Genomic DNA, 18,472 nt, shown 5'->3' with positions numbered 1-18,472 from the left:
TAGAATTGACGGCATGGAACCTGGTGCCCGGCCTTTCCGGGCTACCGTCGAAAGGTGATGTGATGACACAAGCTCAAGCCAATATCGGAGTCGTGGGTCTGGCCGCCATGGGTGCCAGCCTGTCCAGGAACCTGGCACGGCACGGCAATACCGTAGCGGTCTACAACCGCCACTATTCGCGTACCGAGACCCTGATCCACGATCATGGCCAGGAAGGCCGTTTCGTCCCGGCCAAGACCCTGCAGGAGTTCGTGGCCTCGCTGACCAAGCCCCGTACGGCCATCATCATGGTCAAGGCCGGGGACCCCACCGACCAGATGATCAACGACCTGGCCGACCTGATGGAGCCGGGAGACATCATCGTCGATGCCGGCAATGCCTACTTCAAGGACACCATCCGCCGTGAGAAGGCCATCAGGGCCCGTGGGCTGCACTTCGTGGGCTGCGGAGTCTCCGGAGGCGAGCAGGGCGCCCTCCTGGGGCCCTCCATGATGCCCGGCGGGACCGATGAGTCCTGGAAGACCCTGGGACCCATCCTGGAATCCATCGCCGCCAAGGTCGATGGCGAACCCTGCGTCACCCACATCGGCACCGATGGGGCGGGCCACTTCGTCAAGATGGTCCACAATGGCATCGAATACGCCGATATGCAGGTTATCGCCGAGTCCTATGACCTGATGCGTAGGGGCCTGGGCATGGAGCCCGAGGCCATCGCCCAGGTCTTCGAGGAGTGGAACCAGGGGGATTTGAACTCCTACCTGGTGCAGATCACCGCCGAGGTGCTCCACCACACCGATGCCGCCACCGGCAAGCCCTTCATCGACATCGTCACCGACCAGGCCGGCATGAAGGGCACCGGCACCTGGACCGTGCAGACCGCGCTGGATTTGGCCGTGCCCGTGACCGGCATCGGCGAGGCCGTCTTCGCACGGGGGCTGTCCTCCTCGCCCGAGCTGCGCAGCCAGGCTGCCCAGGAGGGCCTGAAGGGTCCGCAGCCCAAGGCCGTCATGGCCGACCTGGCCGCCGATTCCGAGGCCCGCAAGTCCTTCATCGAGGACATCCGCCAGGCTCTCTACGCATCCAAGATCGTGGCCTATGCCCAGGGATTCAACGAGATGCAGGAGGGCGCCCAGGTCTATGGCTGGAAGCTGGACATGGGGGCCATCGCCCGCATCTGGCGTGGCGGCTGCATCATCCGGGCCAAGTTCCTGAACCGGATTTCCGACGCTTACGCCTCTGGCCGTGAGCCGGGCTCACTGCTCTTCGACCCCTTCTTCAAACAGGCGGTTGAGCAGGCCCAGGATTCCTGGCGGCGTGTCGTGGCCCGCGCCACCCAGGCCGGCATCCCCATCCCCGTCTTCGCCAGCTCGCTGTCCTACTACGACGGGCTGCGTTCCGATAGGCTCCCCGCCGCCCTGATCCAGGGGCAGCGCGACCTCTTCGGCGCCCACACCTATGGGCGCGTGGATCAGCCAGGCGCCTTCCACACCCTCTGGGCCGAGGACAAGTCCGAGATCAAGCAGGACTGAGCTTCTCGCCGGAATCGCAAGGGTCCGTACAGCCGCTGAAACGGCAGTGCGGACCCTTTTGCCATCCTGTCAGCGGATCCTGGCTGTGGATTCCCGGACCACCAGCCGGCATGCGGCAGTCGTCCGAGTGGGAGGACGATCATCATCCTCGCCCTGCAGACGGGCCAGGAGGGCATCCACAGCCTTGCGGGCCAGGTCCTCCTTGTCGGTGCTGATGGTGGTCAGCGAAGGGATATAGGACTCTCCCTCCTGGATGCCGTCGAATCCCACAACGGCCAAGTCCCGGGGAACCTCCACGCCGCATTCGTGCAGTCCTCGGATCAGGCCCAGGGCCAGGGAGTCGGTCATGCAGAAGATGCCGTCAAAGGGCAGGTCGGACGTGTCCGTCAGATGATGGCCCAGGTCGCGGGCCATTTCCCCGTCCCAGCGGTCCAGGGACAGAAAATCCTTAGATTGGGCCTTGATTCCGGCGGCTTTCAGGGTCTTCAGGCAGCCGGCCACCCTGCGGCCACGGACCGAGTGCCGTTGGACCGGATCGGTGCTGTCCGCCATGTCGGCACCCACCACGCCTATCCGTCGGCATCCGCAGTCCAACAGGTGCCGCACGGCCATGGCGGCTCCCTCGAATCCGGCCGTCATGACCGAATCGAAGACCGGCTCGGCTGAGGGGTCGTCCAGCAGGACCAGAGGCTTGCCATCGGCCAGCTCCTGCATCTCCTCATTGGTGATGCTGCCTGGGCTGAAGATGGTGCCGTCGCAGAGTTGGCTGGTCACATGCCGGAGGATGGAGACCTCGTCCTGTTTGGAGTTGGAGGTCTGCTGGATGATGGCCTGCATGCCGTGGGCATTGATCTGCCGGGAGATGGCCGCGCTCATCTGCGAAGGGTAAGGCTTGTCCAGCTCGAAGATGGCCACGCCGATGATGCCGCTCTTGCCTGAGCGCAGGCTTCTGGCCGACAGGTTGGCCGAGTAGCGGAGCTTGTGGGCGGCAAGCAGGACCCTGCGCCTGGTGTCATCCGCTATGCGTCTATCGCCTCGAAGGGCATAGGAGGCAGTGGCCCGAGAGACCTGCGCCTCCTTGGCCACATCGCTCATCGTCACCATCTCGCACCTTTCACGGGGTTCAGCCATCATCTTAGGCACTCAGGGGCCTTGTCGGCATATAATTGACACGATTCAACCAACGTGCTATACCATATTGTGACAGCAGTTGAATCGTGTCAATTCCCGGGTCTCGACGTTGAACAGCCCGGACGGATGTTCAGAGGATTGATTGCAAGGAGGAGTCATGAAGCTGAAGCGAGCATGGAAGGGCATAGCTGCGGCGTTGGGGGTCGGCGTGTTGGTGTCGGCCATGGGTGCCTGCGGGGCTGGTGGCGCTGACGGGTCCAAGACCACGCTGACCTTCCTGTCATGGAACAACGAACAGGTCATGAGGCCATACATCGACCAATTCGAGCAACAGAACCCGGGGATCAAGGTGGACTTCAGCTACTCGCCGCCGACCCCCGAGTACATCCAGACCCTGCAGACCCGACTGGTCGGCAACCAGGCCCCGGATGTGTTCATCATCACCTCCGAGAACAAGGCTGACCTGATCAAGAACGGCTACGTGCGGGACCTGACCAACGAGCCCTTCATGCGCAACATCTCCCAGGCCAACAAGGACTTCGTCAGTCATGAGGGCAAGGTCTACGGTATGTCCGTGTCCTCTTGGGCCTCCGGCATCGTCTACAACAAGGACCTGCTGGCCAAGGCTGGCGCCAAGGAGGTTCCGGAGACCTGGGACGGGTTCCTGCAGCTGTGCAAGAAGCTCAAGGCCGCCGGGGTCACGCCCTTCCTGGAGACCATCGCCGATGGCCCCAGCAGGATTCCCGATGCCTTCATGGGCTCGCAGTTCGACAGGGACAAGGTCGATGTGACCGGTCTGATCGACCGCCGCCCTCAAAAGCCCGGCAGTGACCAACGCGAGGCGGCTGCGGCCTGGATGAAGCTCTATGACCAGGGCCTGGTCACCCGGGACACGGTCGGCATCAGCGGCGACGACATGAAGACCCAGTTCATCAATGGCCAGGTGGCCATGATCTGCACCGGCCCCTGGGACCTGCCATCCATCGGCCAGGCCGGGCTCAAGTATGGCATGGCCCCCATGCCGCTCATGGAGAAGGGCATGGTCAACTATGCCCAGGGATCGCCATCGCCCGCCTACGCCATCTACTCCCATCTCAAGGGCGACAAGCTCAAGGCCGCCCGGAAGTTCCTGACCTTCATGGACAGCCACTGGGCCCTGCAGCGTTCGGCCGACAACGGGGATGCCATCACCGTCCAGGGGTTCAAGGCCAAGGTCAAGCCCGAGTACGAGCAGGTCTATCGGGCCAACGTGCAGCCGGGCCATTACTTTCTGTTGATGAACTTCTATGCCAAGCCTGATGTGCTGACCACGGTCCGCCAGTCCGAGACCCAGCAGCTGGTGCAGGGGTCCATCAATCTGGATCAGTGGGCCAAGGCCATCGACGACAAGATGTCCTCGGTCAAGTAGGAAGGGCTGGAACATGGCTTCCCAATCTGCGGCAGAGCAGGCCAATGCCCATCGGCGGCGCATGGTCGGCCTGCGGCAGGATCTGACCTCTTTCTGGTTCCTCCTGCCCATCCTGGCCGTCTTCGTCATCCTCTTCGCGGTGCCGCTGGTGCAGACCATCATCTACTCGGTGACCGACTTCAACGGCTACAGCCTGAACATGCACTATGTGGGCTGGAAGAACTATCACAGCGTGTTCACCGATTCCTCGACCATGCAGGGTCTGGTGTTCACCATCCTGTATGCCGTGGCCCAGACGGTCCTGGTGACCATCTTCGCCATCCCCCTGGCCGTCACCCTGAACCGGAAGTTCTGGGGCCGCAACTTCGCCCGTTCCCTGTTCTTCTTCTTCAGTGTGCCTTCGCTGGCCATCATGGGCATGGTCTGGAAGTACATCTTCTCGCCCATGAAGTCAGGTGTCTTCAACACCATCCTGGGCGTCTTCGGCCTGGGACCGGTGCCCTGGCTGTCCAATTCGACCCTGGCCCGGTGCTGCGTCATCTTCATCGCAGTCTGGGCGCAGATCGGCTGGCATGCCACACTCTACCTGGCCTTCCTGCAGTCCATTCCCGGAGACCTCTATGAGCAGGCCACGGTGGACGGGGCAAGCAGCCGCCAGCAGTTCGTCCACATCACCCTGCCCCAGCTGATCCCAGGCATCGTCACCTCCAGCTTCCTGCTTATGTCAGGAGGCCTCAAGGTCTACGACCTGCCCTACACCATGACCAAGGGCGGCCCCGGGTACTCCACCTATACGGTGACCCAGTCCATCATTCAGCAGGGCATCGGCCAGTCCCAGTACGGGCTGGGCTCGGCCCTGGCGGTCCTGTTCACCGTGGCCACGGCCCTGGTGGTCTTTGCTCAGATGGGCGCCGCCAGCCTGATTTCCAGGAGGTTCCAATGAGCAGCAGCAAGAGCTCGACCCTGACTCTGAGCCAGCGGGAACGGCGGCGTTCGGTGATCAGGAGCGTGGTGGTCCTGATCATTGCCCTGATCTGCGCCGTGCCCCTCTGGTACATCCTGATCAACACCTTCAAGACCGTGCCCGATATGGCCACGAATCCACTGGGTCTGCCCAAGCAGTGGACGCTGCGCAACTACACGCGGGCCTTCGCCACGGTGCCCATCGTCCGCAGCCTGGTCAACACCCTGATCGTCACCTTCTTCGGCGTTCTCTTCCAGGTGCTGATCGGAGCTCTGGCTGCCTACGGGATGATTCTGCGCAAGTCGATCTTCACCTCGGTCATCGGGGTGATCCTCATGATCGCCTTCGTCATTCCCACCCAGTCCACCCTGATTCCCCTCTACCGGATGGAGTCCAGCGTGGGGCTGGTCAACACGCTCCTGGGTTTGATCATCATGTACCTGGGCGGGGCGGTCTTCTGCTACTTCCTGATCGTGGGCTACATGCAGTCCCTGCCCTTCGAGGTCATCGAGGCCGCCAGGATCGACGGGGCCGGCCCCCTAAGGATCTTCTGGAGCATCGTGCTGCCCCTGATCAGGCCCATCCTGACCACGGTGGTGGTCTTCCAGACCATGTCGACCTGGAACGACTTCATGACGGCCAACGTCTTCATCAGCAGCTCCAACCTGCGCACCATCGTTCTGCAGGTCTATAACGCAGTCGGCCAGTTCACCACAGATTGGCCTAGCTTCATGACCATTACGGTCCTGGCCCTGATTCCGGTCTTCGTCTTCTTCATCTTCTGCCAGAAGTGGATCGTCTCCGGACTGGTTGCCGGTGCGGTCAAGGGGTAAGGCGGCCCATCGGAAGGTCGTAGTCAATGGCGGCGGTCGGAGGTTCCGGCCGCCGCATTCATGAAGGATCGGAGTCAAAATCCATGGAGGAATTCGCAAGCACACATCAAGGGTCGGAGGGGACGGGATTGGCGAGCAACCCCCTGCATCGCTACTGCGCGGACCCGGATCTGGTCATGATCGGGGACCGCTGGTACCTCTATTGCACCGAGGATGGTCTGCCTGAATGGTCCTCGCATGCCTTCTACGTCTATGAATCAGGGGACCTGTGCCACTGGACCCGCAGAAAAATCCTGGACCTGGACCAGGTTCCCTGGTGGCATGGGGGACAGGGTGCCTGGGCTCCCTGCCTGTTGGTGCGCCGGGGACGCTGCATCCTGTATTTTGTGGCCGACGGGCAGATAGGCCAGGCCGTCGCTCCTGCGCCAACCGGTCCCTTCCGGGCGGCCCAGGAGCCATTCATCGCCCGGGGGGACTACGACTGCCTGCCCATCGATCCATCGGTCTTTGTGGATGACGGCGATGTGCCCTATCTGCTCTGGGGCAATGGCCGTGCCTACATGGCGCGGCTGAGCCCGGACGGCCTGCGTCTGGAAGATGGCTCAGTGCGCTCCGCCGTGCCTGACAACTTCCGCGAGGCCGTCACCATCTGCCGACGTGGGGACACCTACTATGCCTCCTGGTCGGAGAACGACACCAGGGATCCGGGCTACCGGATCCGCTGGTCCAGTGCGCCATCGCTGGATGGGCCCTGGACCGCGCCTCAGATTCTGATAAAGGCCGATCGTGCCAAGGGGATTCTGGCTACTGGGCACCACTGCATCACCCGTGTGCCGGGCCGGGACGACTGGATTGTGGCCTACCACAGATTCGCCAGGAACGGCCAGGGTGACGGTTGCCATCGCGAAATCGTCTTTGCCCCCCTGGACTTCACTGATGACGGCGCCCTGGTCCAGGTCCGTCCGCAGGTGGGATCCTACTGGTATCCGGCCCGGAATACGGTCACTCCCTGACGATGGGGTGGCCGCCGAAGGCGCTGCGCAGGGCGGAGACCACCTTCATGGTCATGGGATCCTCGATCTTGGAGGACTGGCGGGCGTAGAGGGCCGAGGTGATGGCCGGTGTGGGTACTCCCAGTTCCAGGGCATCCGCAATCATCCACTTGGTCTCGCCGGTCTCATCGGCTTTGCCGGCGATTCCGCTCAGGTGCGGGTCCTCCTTCAGAGCCTGGGCCAGCAGGTCCAGCAGCCAGGACTGGATGACCGAGCCCTTGCGCCAGGACTCCACCACTTCGCCCGGCTCCTTGATCAGGTCGGAGGCCTCCAGGACCGCATACCCCTCGGCCAAGGCCTGCATCATTCCGTACTCGATGCCGTTGTGGACCATCTTGGCATAGTGGCCTGCACCGGTGCCTCCTGCGTGGACCAGACCATAGTCGCCCTCGGGCTTCAGGGTGTCCAGAACGGGCTGGATCCGGGCCACGTCCTGGTCCGATCCGCCGACCATCAGGGCATAGCCCTTCTCCTTGCCCCAGATGCCGTTGGAGGTGCCCACGTCCACCAGGCCTATGCCCTTGGCGGCCAGGGCTTGGGCGTGCTCCTGGTCCTGGGTGAAGCGGGTGTTGCCTCCATCCACAACCAGGTCGCCGCGCTCCATCAGCTCGCCCAACTGATCAAGAGTGGACTCTATGGGCTTGCCGGCCGGGACCATGACCCAGATCACCCTGGGGGCCTCCAGGGCCTGGACCAGGGCCCCAAGGCTGTCCACATCCCTGCCCGAGTCCGGTGCGATGTCGTAGCCGACCACCTGGTGGCCGCCGGTGCGCAGGCGGTCCGCCATGTTCTTGCCCATGCGTCCCAGGCCGATCATGCCAATCTTCATAGTGTCAGTTCCTCTCCATTGACTGCAACAGTGTGAAGTTGACCGCGATGGTTGGTGGTCGGCCGCGGTCGGGCCGATTTGTCGGTGCTACTGGCGGGCTACCTGCCGGGCGCGCTCGGCCTGGACCTGGGCGGTGTGCGCCTTGACGTCGCACTGCAGGCCCAGGGTGTCGATGACCTCTTCGGCCTCGATCTCAGGAGACATGCGCAGACCCACGTCGATGGTCAGGTGAACCTCGTCCGGTCCCAGGGGCTCCAGGTCATCGAACTGGGAGCGCAGCATCTGCGGCTTCATGAAGTGGCCCTTCCGCTTGGAGAGCCGTTCCATGATGGAGTCGTAGTCCCCGCTCAGGTGAATGAAGACCACGCCCGGCATCCGCAGCCGGTCACGATAGATCCGCTTCAGGGCCGAGCAGGTGACGGTTCCGGGCACTCCACGGCGCATGTGGTCCTCGATCCAATCGTGGATGCTGTCCAGCCAGGGCCAACGGTCCTGGTCGTTCAGGGGGATGCCGCGGGCCATCTTGTCGATGTTGGCCTGGGGGTGGAAGTCGTCGGCCTCGGCCATGTCCCAACCCAGCTTGTTGCCCAGGTGCTCGTTCATGGTGGTCTTGCCGCAGCCGGCGACCCCCATGATGACCAGAACAGGGGTGCGGCCTTGGAAGTAGTCCGGGGGAACCGTGTTGTCCACTGCTGAGGGCACCTGGGGTTCCGGGTGGTCTTCTGCGCTCAGCGCGTCGGAATTCTTCAACGATGTGTCGACCATGTGCAACCTTTCTGAAAAGTAATCCGGCAATGATGCTCAGGCGGTGATGGGCACAAAGATGCTGGCGATCATGACCAGGACCAGGACCACTACCGACAGCAGGCATTCCAGAACCGACCAGGTCTTCAGGGTCTCGCCGACACTCAGACCGAAGTACTCCTTGATCAGCCAGAAGCCAGCGTCGTTGAGGTGGGAGAGGAATATGGACCCGGCGCCGATGGCGATGACCAGGAGGGTGGTGGCCGTGGAGCCTGCATGCATCATGGTCATGGCGTTGCTGAGGATGCCGGCCGTGGTCAGGATGGAGACGGTGGCCGAGCCTGTGGCGATGCGCACGAAGACGGCGATGACCCAGCCCAGCAGGAAGATGGAGATGTTGGAGTGCTCCACAAAGGTGCCGATGATCTTGCCGATGCCGGTGGAGACCAGAACGCCCTTGAAGCCACCGCCCGCGCCCACAATCAGCAGGATGCCTGCCACAGCGGGCAGCGAGGCTCCCAGGGAGTCATTGACGGTCTTCCAGGAGATGCCCGAGGCGGCCTTGAGGACCAGCATGGAGACGATCAGCGCTATGGCCAGGGCCATGACCGGGTTGCCGATGAAGTTGATGGTCTGTGCCAGGCCGTCCGTGCGATCCTTGAACCCCGGAACAGCGATTTCGAAGATGGAGGTCAGCAGCATGAGGACTGCCGGCAGCAGGATGCAGCAGACCGAGAGGCCGAAGGAGGGCAGCCGGGTCTCCTCCTTGCCCGCCTGCTCGCTCTTGGCCACGAAATCGGCCGGTGCCTGGATGGGCACCCAGCGGGAAGCCAGCCGGGAGAAGGCCGGGCCCACGACGACCAGGGTGATCAGGGCGAAGGGGATGCCGAACATCATGGTCAGTCCCACATTGCCGGTCTGCTTGAACTGGCTCAGGGCGGCCAGGGGACCGGGGTGGGGAGGCACACAGGCGTGCATGATGGACAGTCCTGCCAGGGTGGGGATGGCCACCCGCATCAGGGGGAGCTTGGTGCGGCGGGCCACCAGAATGATGACCGGGACCAGAATGACCAGGCCGACCTCGAAGAACATGGGCAGGCCGATCAGGGCGCCGATCAGGGCCATGATCCAGGGGATGGTGGCGGGCTTGGACTTGGCCACCAGGGTGTTGACCACCTGGTCGGTGGCTCCGGTGTCCATGAGAACCTTGCCGATCATGGCTCCCAGGCCGATCAGAATGCCTACGGAGCCCATGGTGGAGCCGAACTCACCGGTAAAGCTGGTCAGGGTGGCCACGGGACCGTAGCCGGAACCGATGCCCACCACCAGGGCGGCACCCAGCAGGGAGACAAAGGGATGAAGCTTGACGACAGTGACCAGGAAAATGAGCACCGCCAGGCTGAGCACCAGACTGATGCCCAGTTGGGTGGTGTTCAGGGAAACGGCCTGACTCGCCGCCAGGGTCAGATACCCGTCGGCTGTCGGCTGCGACGCTAAAAGCATGGCTGCCTCTTCTCTGAGGATGTGAACCGTCCGGCCTGATCAGCTTTCCGGCTCTTATTTTTGCATTACTTAATATCGACAGCGTGATATTAAGTATGCCTTAACAGACAATATCTTACACGAACCTGGGACGGATTGGAAGATGGCATGCTGAGGGCAGGATTGAGCCTCTGCTTGTCTGCAGAATCGTCTGATCGCTCTGGGCGCGAGTCCGGTTGCTAGAGTGGAATTCGTGGAAAGCGCGAGCAAGCCTGATGACGAAACGGCTACAGAAGGCACCCTGCATGACCGGCTGCTGGACCAGTGGGGGGCGGCCATCGTCGACGGCACCATCGCACCGGGTGACAGGCTGCCTGCCCCGGACCTGGATAGCCAGAGGCCTTCGCGCACAGTGACCCGGGAGGTCACCAGGGTTCTTGAGGCCATGGGTCTGGTCACTGTCAAACGCAAGGTCGGTGCCACGGTCAACCCCTGCCAGCTCTGGAATATCTATGACCCGCGGGTGATCGAGTGGAGGCTGCGCGGACCTGACCGGGGGCGGACCCTGCATGAGCTGTCCGAGCTCAGGGCATGCGTGGAGCCCATGGCTGCCCAGCTGGCGGCCAGCCACGCTGATCATGATCAATGGGCGAAGCTGACGCGGGCCGCTATAGACATGGTGGCCAACGCTGACCGCGCCGACGGGCCGGACTATCTTCGGGCTGACGAAACCTTCCATCGAACCCTGCTTGAGGCATCGGGCAACGCCATGTTCGCGGCGCTAGGCGATGTGATTGCCTCAGTGCTGTCTGGGCGGACCCGGCATGAGCTTATGCCCAGGAAGGCCGATGAGAAGGCTCTGCGGCTGCACGGCGACGTGGCGGCGCTGATACGCCGGGGCGATGCGGAGGGGGCACGGCACGCCATGGAGTGGATCGTCGACGAATCCGATCGGGCTGTCGAGCAAATGACAAGAAAGGACTCCGAAGATTCCGACCCTGCTGTGGGTAAGGAATCTTCGGAGTCCTGAGATCCGTAGAGGCTCGTGTTGCGGAAGGCTCAGTGCAGTTTCGAGGCGGCATCAGCGTCCAGGAGCCAGAGGGTCTCCAGGGTGCCCCTGGCATAGGAGGAGGGGACATGGGGATCGTCTGTAGTTCCCAGGGCAGCAGCCACGGCTGAGGCTTTCTCAGCGGTTGAGGTGAAGAGCCAGACCTTGGGGGTCCGGCGGATGAACGGCGTGGTCATGGTGACCCTGAGCGGGGGCAGCTTTGGGGAGTTGCTGACACCCGTCACCAGCGGATCGTCGTCCTGCAATCTGACCTCGGGTCGGTCGGGGAAGAGGGAGGCATAGTGGCCGTCGGGCCCCACGCCAAAGACAGCCAGATCCATCCGACCCTCAGGGCCCAGCTGGTCGATGATCTCCTGCTGATAGGCGGCTGCCGCCTGGGTCAGAGCCCGTTCGTTCTCCTCCTGGTCAGCGGCCTCAACCTGGGCTGGGCTGCGGGTGTCCACGGGCATGGAATGCACGTTGGCCTGCGGCAACAGCCCTTGGTCGATCAGCCCGCCGAACCAGGCCCGTCGTGCCTGCTCGTCGTTGCGGTCCGGGTCTTCTAGGCCCACGAACCGCTCATCGCTCCACCAGAGGTGGACCCGACTCCAGTCCACGCTCTGGCTCAGGGGATCAGCGCCCATCAGGGCATAGACATCCGCCGCGTCCCGCCCGCCCGTCAGCGCCAGGTCGGCCCGATCCTGACGGGCCAGGAGGTCTCCCAGCTCCAGCAGGATGCGGGCTGCTGTAGCCTGGTTGAGCAACTTGGTTGTGGCATAGGTCACGGTACGACGATCGGTCATCTGATCCTCCTTGCATGCAGGTGATGCTGGCCTCAGCCTACACCCGGGCGTTTGCATATGAATTGAGTCGCTGCGGGGCGCTTACTGATGGTCGACCATTCCCCAGCCGGTGTGGATGACCTCCTGATAGACCTCGTCAGGATCCAACCGACCCAGTTCCTCGCTCATGCAGTCCACAGCAGTGCGCAGGGGCATGGAGATGGTCTGTGGGGCTTGGTCGGGTTGGTTGATCCGGGCCTGGTCGTCATGGTGGCGCTCCATGCTCATGATCCCGTCCGGGCGTTCGAAGTAGACACCGGTGACGGCCTGGGCCTTCGGGTCACGTTCGACAGTGACCGGCACCTTCAATTTCAAGGCCAGCCATGAGGCCAGCAGCTCCAATGGCAGGTAGTGGGCCTGGCCGGTCACCTTGACTGAACGGATGGGCAGGTGGGGCGGCTGCTGCACCATGGAGGTCAGCAGCGCTCGCCAGATGGTGACCCTGGTCCAGGACAGGTCCACGTCCTGATCGCGCGAATGGGCCAGCAGCCCGGCGAAGGTGGCCTGGCGATCGTCGGCCTCCATGGCATCGGTGATTCTGCTGGCGGCCATGGTCCCGATGGGATCCTGCGAGGGATACAGGGGCGGATTGGTGGGCCACCAGACCACCAGGGGGGCATCCGGCACCAGGAGGGGGATGACCAGAGCATCGGAATGGTCCAGCAGAGCCGCCACTGGTCGCAGGACCACCACCTCACCGGCACCGGCATCCGAGCCGAAGCGGATTTCGGCATCCAGTGTGCGGTCACCGTCATGGTTGGTGTCCTTGTAGGAGACGCAGTCTTCAGAGGACTGTGCCGTAGCGGTCCGCTGGTCCGTCTCCTGCCCGGCCTGATGGTCTTCGGCATTGGTCACTATGACGATGACCCGGCAGGGGTGTTCACGACTTGCGGCGTTTACGGTCTCCAGGGCCGTCTCCAGATGGGCTTGTTCGGTGACGATGACCAGGGTCAGCACCCTTCCCTGGGCGGCCTCTCCGCGTTCAACGTGGAGCTCGTCGATCTCCCGGGCGATGGCGGAGGTGGTGGTGTTGTTCAGTCTGACGATCATGGCATCCTCCAGTGGTATCCGTCGCGGGCCAGCATCAGATCAGCCTCCCGCGGACCCCAGGTGCCGGCGCGGTAGGGCTGGGGCTGGCCCTGTCCGGCCCAGAACTCCTCGATGGGGTCCAGGATCTTCCAGGAGAGATTGACTTCCTCGGTGGTGGGGAAGAGGGGCGGGTCTCCCAGGAGTACGTCCAGGATCAGCCGCTCATAGGCCTCGGGGGAGGCCTCGGTGAAAGAACGCCCGTAGGAGAAGTCCATGTTGACGTCACGCACCTCCATGGCCGATCCAGGGGTCTTGGCCCCGAAACGCAGGGTCACACCCTCGTCGGGCTGCACGCGGATGACCACTGCATTGGCGCCCAGTTCCCGGGTGGCCGTGGCCTCGAAGGGCAGGTGGGGGGCACGCTTGAAGACGATGGCGATCTCGCTGACCCGCTTGCCCAGGCGCTTGCCCGTGCGCAGGTAGAAGGGGACGCCGGCCCAGCGGCGGGTGTCCACATCCAGCCTGATGGCCGCATAGGTCTCGGTGGTGGAGGAGGGGTCGATCCCGTCTTCATCCAGGTAACCGACCACATGCTGGGAGCCTTGCCAGCCTGCCGTGTACTGGCCCCGGGCGGTGTGGGCCGCCAGATCCTTGGGAAGACGGACGGCGGAGAGGATCTTGGTCTTCTCAGCAGTCAAATCTGATGCCGAGAAGGAGACAGGCTCTTCCATGGCCGTCAGGGCCATCAGCTGCAGCAGGTGGTTCTGGATGACATCCCGGGCTGCTCCGATTCCGTCGTAGTAGCCGGCCCTGCCGCCGATGCCCATGTCCTCGGCCATGGTGATCTGCACGTGGGAGACGTAGTTGGAGTTCCAGACCGGCTCGAACATCATGTTGGCGAAGCGCAGGGCCAGGATGTTCTGCACGGTCTCCTTGCCCAGGTAGTGGTCGATGCGGAAGACCGAATCCGGTTCGAAGACCTCGGAGACCACCCGGTCAAGTTCCTTGGCAGAGGCCAGGTCGTGACCGAAGGGCTTCTCGATGATGACGCGGCGCCAGGCCCCTTCAGTGGAGTGGGAAAGTCCCGACTCGGCCAGCTGACGGGCAACCTGGGGGAAGGCCTTGGGCGGCACCGACATGTAGAAGGCATGGTTGCCACGGGTGCCCCGGACCCGGTCCAGCTCCGAGACGGTGGCCGACAGGCGGCGGAAGGCCTCGGCATCGTCGAAGCTGCCCGTGACGAAGCGCATGCCCTGGCTCAGATGTCGCCAGGTGGACTCGTTGAAGGGGGTGCGGCAGTGGGCGCGGACGTTCTCCTCTGCAAAGGCGACGAACTGTTGGTCGCTCCAGTCGCGCCGCCCGAAACCAATCAGCCCGAAGCTGGCTGGCAGCAGTCCCCGGTTGGCCAGGTCATAGACGGCCGGCAAGAGCTTTTTCTTGGCCAGATCGCCGGTGACGCCGAAGATGACCAATGAGCTGGGGCCCGCGATGCGCGGCATGCGCAGATCGCGCGGGTCCAGCAGGGGGTTGTGCCAAGGCGCCTGTCGACCGCCGTCCTTGTCGGGGGGAGCGGTTTGGTCGGCGGAGCGCACAAGTGGTGAAGTGTCCATAGTGCTCCTCGTGAAATACTGTGGCTCCCAGTCTACTGTCGGCAGCAGAGGGGAGGGGTTCGTTGTCCGCTGAAGTGTGCATAGCGTCGCAAAGGTCACATTTGCGGCAGGGATCCCTAGAATGGTCGGTATGATTCCCAATGTTCCCATGGCCGAGGCCCTGCATCGTCAGTACGCGCCCTCCCGAGCCGCCTATGAACTGATACACACCCACTGCCAGATCATCGCCGCCCTTGCGGTGCGTATGGCCGACCAGGTCAACGAACGCCTGCTGCGTGGTGACGACCCTGACGGGATCCTGCCCGAGCGGCCCCTGAATCGTGACCTGGTACGCACAGGTGCCCTGCTGCACGACATCGGCACCTACCGGATCCTCAAGGATGACGGCTCCCAGGGCCGGCCGCTGACCTTCCAGGGCGAGCGGTACATCGAGCACGGCCTGGAGGGTTATCGTCTGCTGCTGGATGCCGGGGTGGACGAGTCGGTGGCTCAGTTCGCCCGCAACCACACCGGGGTGGGGCTGACCCGTCGCCAGGTGGAGGAGGAGCATCTGAACCTGCCGCCGGACGACTACCTGCCGGTCAACCCTGAGCAGGAGGTGGTCATGTACGCGGACAAGTTCCACAGCAAGCACCAGCCGCCCATCTTCGTCTCCGAGCCCACCGCAGCCAAGCGCACGGCCAAGTATGGTCCCGACAATCTGGCCCGCTGGAGGCAACTGGTGGCCCGGTACGGGGTGCCGGATCTGCAGCCCCTGGCTAAGCACTACGGCATGACCATCGTCTGATCCTGCCGGACCGGACCCCAGGAACTGCGGAAGCGACCGCCGAATTCGCGCAGCATCCACGGGTCTGGTCGATAGGGGTCGACTGGATCGGTCCGGCAGGCCGCAACGGCTTTCAGGAAAGAGGCCATGCCCTGTGGTCCGTAAGCGTAAGGGGCTGCGCACCAGACCGGGTTTCCCTCCAGGACGAGAGGCCGATCCGATCCACGGAGGAAGGCCAGATCCACGCTGATTGGGGCAGAAGATCGACCCTTGGCTGCCTGGAGGGCGCAGTCTTCGGCGATTGTTCGATGCCTGGGATCGAAGACGGCACCGTCAAAGACCGTGGTGATGACCCTGGAGTCCTCGCCCTCATGCAGGCAGTATCCGCTGGAGGCCGCAATTCGATCCCTGTCGATGATGACCCGCCATTCCTCATGGATGTTGGGCAGGTGGGTCTGGATGCGAATCAACGATTGCGGAGGGGCTGTCCGTAGATTGCGCTGCAGGTCTTCAAGGGTTCGTCGGGCTGCAGGCAGGCCTGATACCCGGCCGGCGGCCAGCTGCGACCAGGGGCGCTGCCCCAGGCCCGATGGCAGTAGGTGCCAGGCCAGGATGGTTGCGGCCGTCACGGTCAGAATCCTGCGTCCGGTCAGGGACTGGTCCAGCCCGTCCAGCCACATGGTCGGTGGTGCTGACAGGGCCCATGAGGGACGGCCTTGGGAGGCCAGCCAGGCGTTCTGGGCGATCAGGAGCCCCGGGGTGATCCATATGGCTTCCTTGGCGCCGACCCCCCGAACGGGTCCGAATCCATGGTGGTGATGCAGGATAATGCTCCGTTGCCGAAGCGTGCCCTTGTTGCATGAATCGCTTTGTTCGGCCATGACCCGGGATATCCACTCCTCATGGGTGATGACCGAACAGACCAGTGCAGTGCCGTCCATCCCCGGCCCGGAAGGTCGGGGCTCAATCCACGATGAATCGGTCGTCGTAGGTACCCTCGTCTACGGTGTCCGAACCGCCCGAGGTCAGGATGATCACGGTGCAGTCATGACGGCGGGAGACCCGCTTCAGTGTGGCCAGCAGGGTGTCCCAGTCGCCAGGCTCCAGCCCCTCGGTGGGTTCGTCGGCGATGAGCACGTCGCACTCGCAGCACAGTGCGCGGGCCACGGAGGCCAGACGGAAGTCCAGGTGTCCCAGATCAGCGGTCAGCGTGTCCTGCAGACGCTCCGGGAAGCCCACCTCGTCCAGCAGTTGACGGGCCAGATTGTCCTTGGGGCCCAGGAAGGTGCGCCCGCTGGCATCCATGGTGTAGACAAGATTCTGTACGGGGGTCAGGTCGCGCCTCAGGGCATCGGTGCCAAAGATGGCCCCGATCTGGTGGCCGCGGTAGTCGGAGGCCAGCAACTGGCGTAGATCCGTGCCCCGGAAGAGCACGCTGCCCTGTGTGGGGGCGCGCAGGCCTGTCATCAGGGCCATCAGAGCGGCCCGTCCGGAAGGCGAGGTGGTCTCGACCGAGTAGATGCGGCGGCGCTGGAAATCCAGATCGACATCGTCCAGGATCTGTTCGGGGCGGCCCTGGACCTTGCGCGTGTAATCCACATGCTTCAGGGAAAGCACGGGGTAGCCGCCAGGAACCAGCACCCGTTGGTCATCGGTCTCCAACAGCGGGTCCTCCTGATCGCCGTCGAGATCTTCGGCATCTTCATGCTCGATGACCACGTTGAAGGCAGCCGGTGAGGCATTTTCTTCCGAAGAATCATCCACCTCGGACTTTTCATCCGTCTCAGTGGTTGCTTCTTCCCCGGATTCGGGCAGCGGTTCGGCGCTGGTGTTCTCGTCGGTCTTTTGCTCAGCGTCGGCCGTTGTCTGATCGGCCTTTGCCTGGGACTCTTCGTCCGGCTGCTGGTCCGATGTCTTTTCGCTCATGCCTCGTCCTCCAGGTCGTTGGTGTATAGCTGGGCGGTTCTGAAGGCCGCTACCCTGGCGGCTGCTGCCAGAGCGAGAACCAGACAGACGGCCAGGCCAATCAGGATCATTTTCCAGATCAGACCAGCATTAGGCATGCTGGCCAGGCTGCCCAGCCGGAAGAGCGACCGGCCCAGCGGTCGGCTGATTGCGGCACCCAGCGCCAGGCCCAGGGCCAGACCGGGCAGGGTGAGCAAGAGGGTCTCCAGGGCGAACTGCCAGCCCAGCCGGGCCTTGTGGACTCCGATGGTGACAGCCATGCCGATTTCGTTGGTACGGCCGCGCAGCATGAGGATCAGGCAACCCAGCAGAATCAGCCCGCCCAGCAGGCAGACCAGGATGATGGTGGTTCGTGCCTGGCCGGCAGCCTGGTGGACCGGCTCCATCCGGCGCTGGTAGTCCTTCAGACTGGGAGAGTCGATGTCGTACTGCGAGGCCTTGAGCCCGTCCTTACGCAGCTCCTTGATGAACTTCTGGTAGGTGCTCGGCGAATCCAGGACGAAGGCCACCAGTAGTTCATGGCCAGGGTCTCCCGGCTTGCTGGCCGTATCCAGCCCCAGCATGGCAAAGGTGGGATAGGCCGTGTAAATGGCCCGGTCGGCTGCCTGGCCGGCGGCCTTGCGGTAGTGATAGATGCCCGAGACGGTCAGCTTGACCTGCTGATCCTGCTGACGGGGATCCTTGATGGTCAGGGTGTCGCCCACCTTGAGCTTGTTGGCCCGTGCCATCTGCTTGGAGATCAGCACGGTCTGGGTGCCTGAGACATTCTGCGAGGCGTAGTCCAGTCCCTTGCCCTGGTCCAGCACGAAGGGGCCGTGAGGCAGGGTGGGCTCGGCCGCCTTGTCGGAGACGCCCACCAGGGAGTAGCTGCCTGACTGGGGCAATCCCTCCGGGTCGATGTTCGCGGTCTCATGGAAGTAGGCCTTGTACTGCATGCCATCCATCTGCAGGCGCTGGGCGTACTTGGAATACTCGTTCCAGCCCAGGGGGGAGGCCTTGGTCCCCTTGCGCGGGCTGATGACGGCATCCACCTGTTGGGATTCGTAGTCGGTGGTACGTGCCTTGGTGTCAGCCTGGAGCACGGTGGCCGCCGTCGTAGCCAGCGCCGTCACGACCAGGCAGGCCAGAACCATGACCAGGCTCCGCGCCGCATGCCGCCTGATGGTGAACCAGGCGTTCTTGAGAACGAACATGACACCCTTCCTGATAGCGTTCCAGGGATGACCGGGCGGCCCTCTAT

Annotated in this window: 17 protein-coding genes; 7 read left to right on the top strand and 10 right to left on the bottom strand. The window is 63.5% G+C overall.

Translation table 11 applies throughout. The features are described from left to right. The first annotated feature begins 62 nt into the window (after positions 1 to 62). The gene (gndA, locus tag H3U90_RS02645) at positions 63 to 1,529 is read left to right on the top strand and encodes an NADP-dependent phosphogluconate dehydrogenase (protein WP_198176930.1); all 1,467 of its coding nucleotides are present in this window, start codon (positions 63 to 65) and stop codon (positions 1,527 to 1,529) included. Between the two features lie 69 nt (positions 1,530 to 1,598). On the opposite strand, the gene H3U90_RS02640 is transcribed toward gndA, so the two are convergent. Next, complete coding sequence (locus H3U90_RS02640; RefSeq protein ID WP_198176929.1) at positions 1,599 to 2,633, bottom strand: LacI family DNA-binding transcriptional regulator; 1,035 nt, start codon at positions 2,631 to 2,633, stop codon at positions 1,599 to 1,601. A 184-nt stretch (positions 2,634 to 2,817) separates the two neighbouring features. Here H3U90_RS02640 and H3U90_RS02635 point away from each other — a divergent pair, with 184 nt between their 5' ends. From H3U90_RS02635 to H3U90_RS02620, 4 genes are all read left to right on the top strand, one after another. Next, positions 2,818 to 4,068 carry an ABC transporter substrate-binding protein gene (locus H3U90_RS02635; protein ID WP_198176928.1) on the top strand — a complete coding sequence of 417 codons (1,251 nt, stop codon included), beginning with the start codon at positions 2,818 to 2,820 and terminating at the stop codon, positions 4,066 to 4,068. A gap of 13 nt (positions 4,069 to 4,081) precedes the next feature. Continuing rightward, positions 4,082 to 5,011: a carbohydrate ABC transporter permease gene (locus tag H3U90_RS02630; RefSeq protein ID WP_198176927.1), complete on the top strand. Its 930-nt coding sequence runs from the start codon at positions 4,082 to 4,084 to the stop codon at positions 5,009 to 5,011. Further along, positions 5,008 to 5,865, top strand: coding sequence for a carbohydrate ABC transporter permease (locus tag H3U90_RS02625; protein ID WP_198176926.1), 858 nt, complete (start codon positions 5,008 to 5,010; stop codon positions 5,863 to 5,865). Before H3U90_RS02630 ends, H3U90_RS02625 begins: the two co-directional genes overlap by 4 nt. Before the next feature lie 83 nt (positions 5,866 to 5,948). Next, complete coding sequence (locus H3U90_RS02620; RefSeq protein WP_198176925.1) at positions 5,949 to 6,878, top strand: family 43 glycosylhydrolase; 930 nt, start codon at positions 5,949 to 5,951, stop codon at positions 6,876 to 6,878. Here H3U90_RS02620 and gnd read toward each other — a convergent pair. The 3 genes from gnd to H3U90_RS02605 are packed head-to-tail and all read right to left on the bottom strand — an operon-like array spanning position 6,868 to position 9,993. Next, on the bottom strand, positions 6,868 to 7,824 hold the full coding sequence (gnd, locus tag H3U90_RS02615) for a phosphogluconate dehydrogenase (NAD(+)-dependent, decarboxylating) (protein ID WP_332460527.1): 957 nt from the start codon (positions 7,822 to 7,824) through the stop codon (positions 6,868 to 6,870). The two genes, H3U90_RS02620 and gnd, sit on opposite strands and share 11 nt — an antisense overlap. 9 nt (positions 7,825 to 7,833) lie before the next feature. Next, positions 7,834 to 8,511, bottom strand: a complete 678-nt coding sequence (locus H3U90_RS02610) for a gluconokinase (protein WP_232340506.1) — start codon at positions 8,509 to 8,511, stop codon at positions 7,834 to 7,836. Between the two features lie 36 nt (positions 8,512 to 8,547). Next, entirely contained in the window at positions 8,548 to 9,993 is a 1,446-nt protein-coding gene (locus H3U90_RS02605; RefSeq protein ID WP_198176923.1) for a GntP family permease, read from the bottom strand. A 232-nt stretch (positions 9,994 to 10,225) separates the two neighbouring features. On the opposite strand from H3U90_RS02605, the gene H3U90_RS08270 reads away from it, so the two are divergent. Beyond that, positions 10,226 to 11,002, top strand: coding sequence for a FadR/GntR family transcriptional regulator (locus H3U90_RS08270; RefSeq protein ID WP_198176922.1), 777 nt, complete (start codon positions 10,226 to 10,228; stop codon positions 11,000 to 11,002). A 29-nt stretch (positions 11,003 to 11,031) separates the two neighbouring features. Here H3U90_RS08270 and pgl read toward each other — a convergent pair whose 3' ends face one another. From pgl to zwf, 3 genes are all read right to left on the bottom strand, one after another. Continuing rightward, the gene (gene pgl / locus H3U90_RS02595; RefSeq protein ID WP_198176921.1) at positions 11,032 to 11,823 is read right to left on the bottom strand and encodes a 6-phosphogluconolactonase; all 792 of its coding nucleotides are present in this window, start codon (positions 11,821 to 11,823) and stop codon (positions 11,032 to 11,034) included. Positions 11,824 to 11,904: 81 nt separating this feature from the next. Then, entirely contained in the window at positions 11,905 to 12,912 is a 1,008-nt protein-coding gene (locus tag H3U90_RS02590; RefSeq protein WP_198176920.1) for a glucose-6-phosphate dehydrogenase assembly protein OpcA, read from the bottom strand. Continuing rightward, positions 12,909 to 14,390 carry a glucose-6-phosphate dehydrogenase gene (zwf, locus tag H3U90_RS02585; RefSeq protein WP_232340616.1) on the bottom strand — a complete coding sequence of 494 codons (1,482 nt, stop codon included), beginning with the start codon at positions 14,388 to 14,390 and terminating at the stop codon, positions 12,909 to 12,911. Before zwf ends, H3U90_RS02590 begins: the two co-directional genes overlap by 4 nt. 232 nt (positions 14,391 to 14,622) lie before the next feature. Here zwf and H3U90_RS02580 point away from each other — a divergent pair, with 232 nt between their 5' ends. Further along, positions 14,623 to 15,288: an HD domain-containing protein gene (locus tag H3U90_RS02580; RefSeq protein WP_198176919.1), complete on the top strand. Its 666-nt coding sequence runs from the start codon at positions 14,623 to 14,625 to the stop codon at positions 15,286 to 15,288. On the opposite strand, the gene H3U90_RS02575 is transcribed toward H3U90_RS02580, so the two are convergent. From H3U90_RS02575 to H3U90_RS02565, 3 genes are read right to left on the bottom strand one after another with little or no spacing between them, the layout of a single operon-like run. Next, positions 15,267 to 16,208 carry a hypothetical protein gene (locus tag H3U90_RS02575; protein ID WP_198176918.1) on the bottom strand — a complete coding sequence of 314 codons (942 nt, stop codon included), beginning with the start codon at positions 16,206 to 16,208 and terminating at the stop codon, positions 15,267 to 15,269. The two genes, H3U90_RS02580 and H3U90_RS02575, sit on opposite strands and share 22 nt — an antisense overlap. Before the next feature lie 22 nt (positions 16,209 to 16,230). Continuing rightward, positions 16,231 to 17,193 carry an ATP-binding cassette domain-containing protein gene (locus H3U90_RS02570; protein ID WP_198176917.1) on the bottom strand — a complete coding sequence of 321 codons (963 nt, stop codon included), beginning with the start codon at positions 17,191 to 17,193 and terminating at the stop codon, positions 16,231 to 16,233. Continuing rightward, positions 17,190 to 18,425, bottom strand: a complete 1,236-nt coding sequence (locus H3U90_RS02565) for an FtsX-like permease family protein (RefSeq protein WP_198176916.1) — start codon at positions 18,423 to 18,425, stop codon at positions 17,190 to 17,192. Before H3U90_RS02565 ends, H3U90_RS02570 begins: the two co-directional genes overlap by 4 nt. Between the last annotated feature and the right edge of the window lie 47 nt (positions 18,426 to 18,472).

It is taken from the genome of Bifidobacterium sp. W8103 (assembly GCF_016100775.1).
In the GTDB taxonomy this organism is placed as follows: domain Bacteria; phylum Actinomycetota; class Actinomycetes; order Actinomycetales; family Bifidobacteriaceae; genus Bombiscardovia; species Bombiscardovia choladohabitans.
This window is presented reverse-complemented; position numbering and strand designations above follow the sequence as displayed.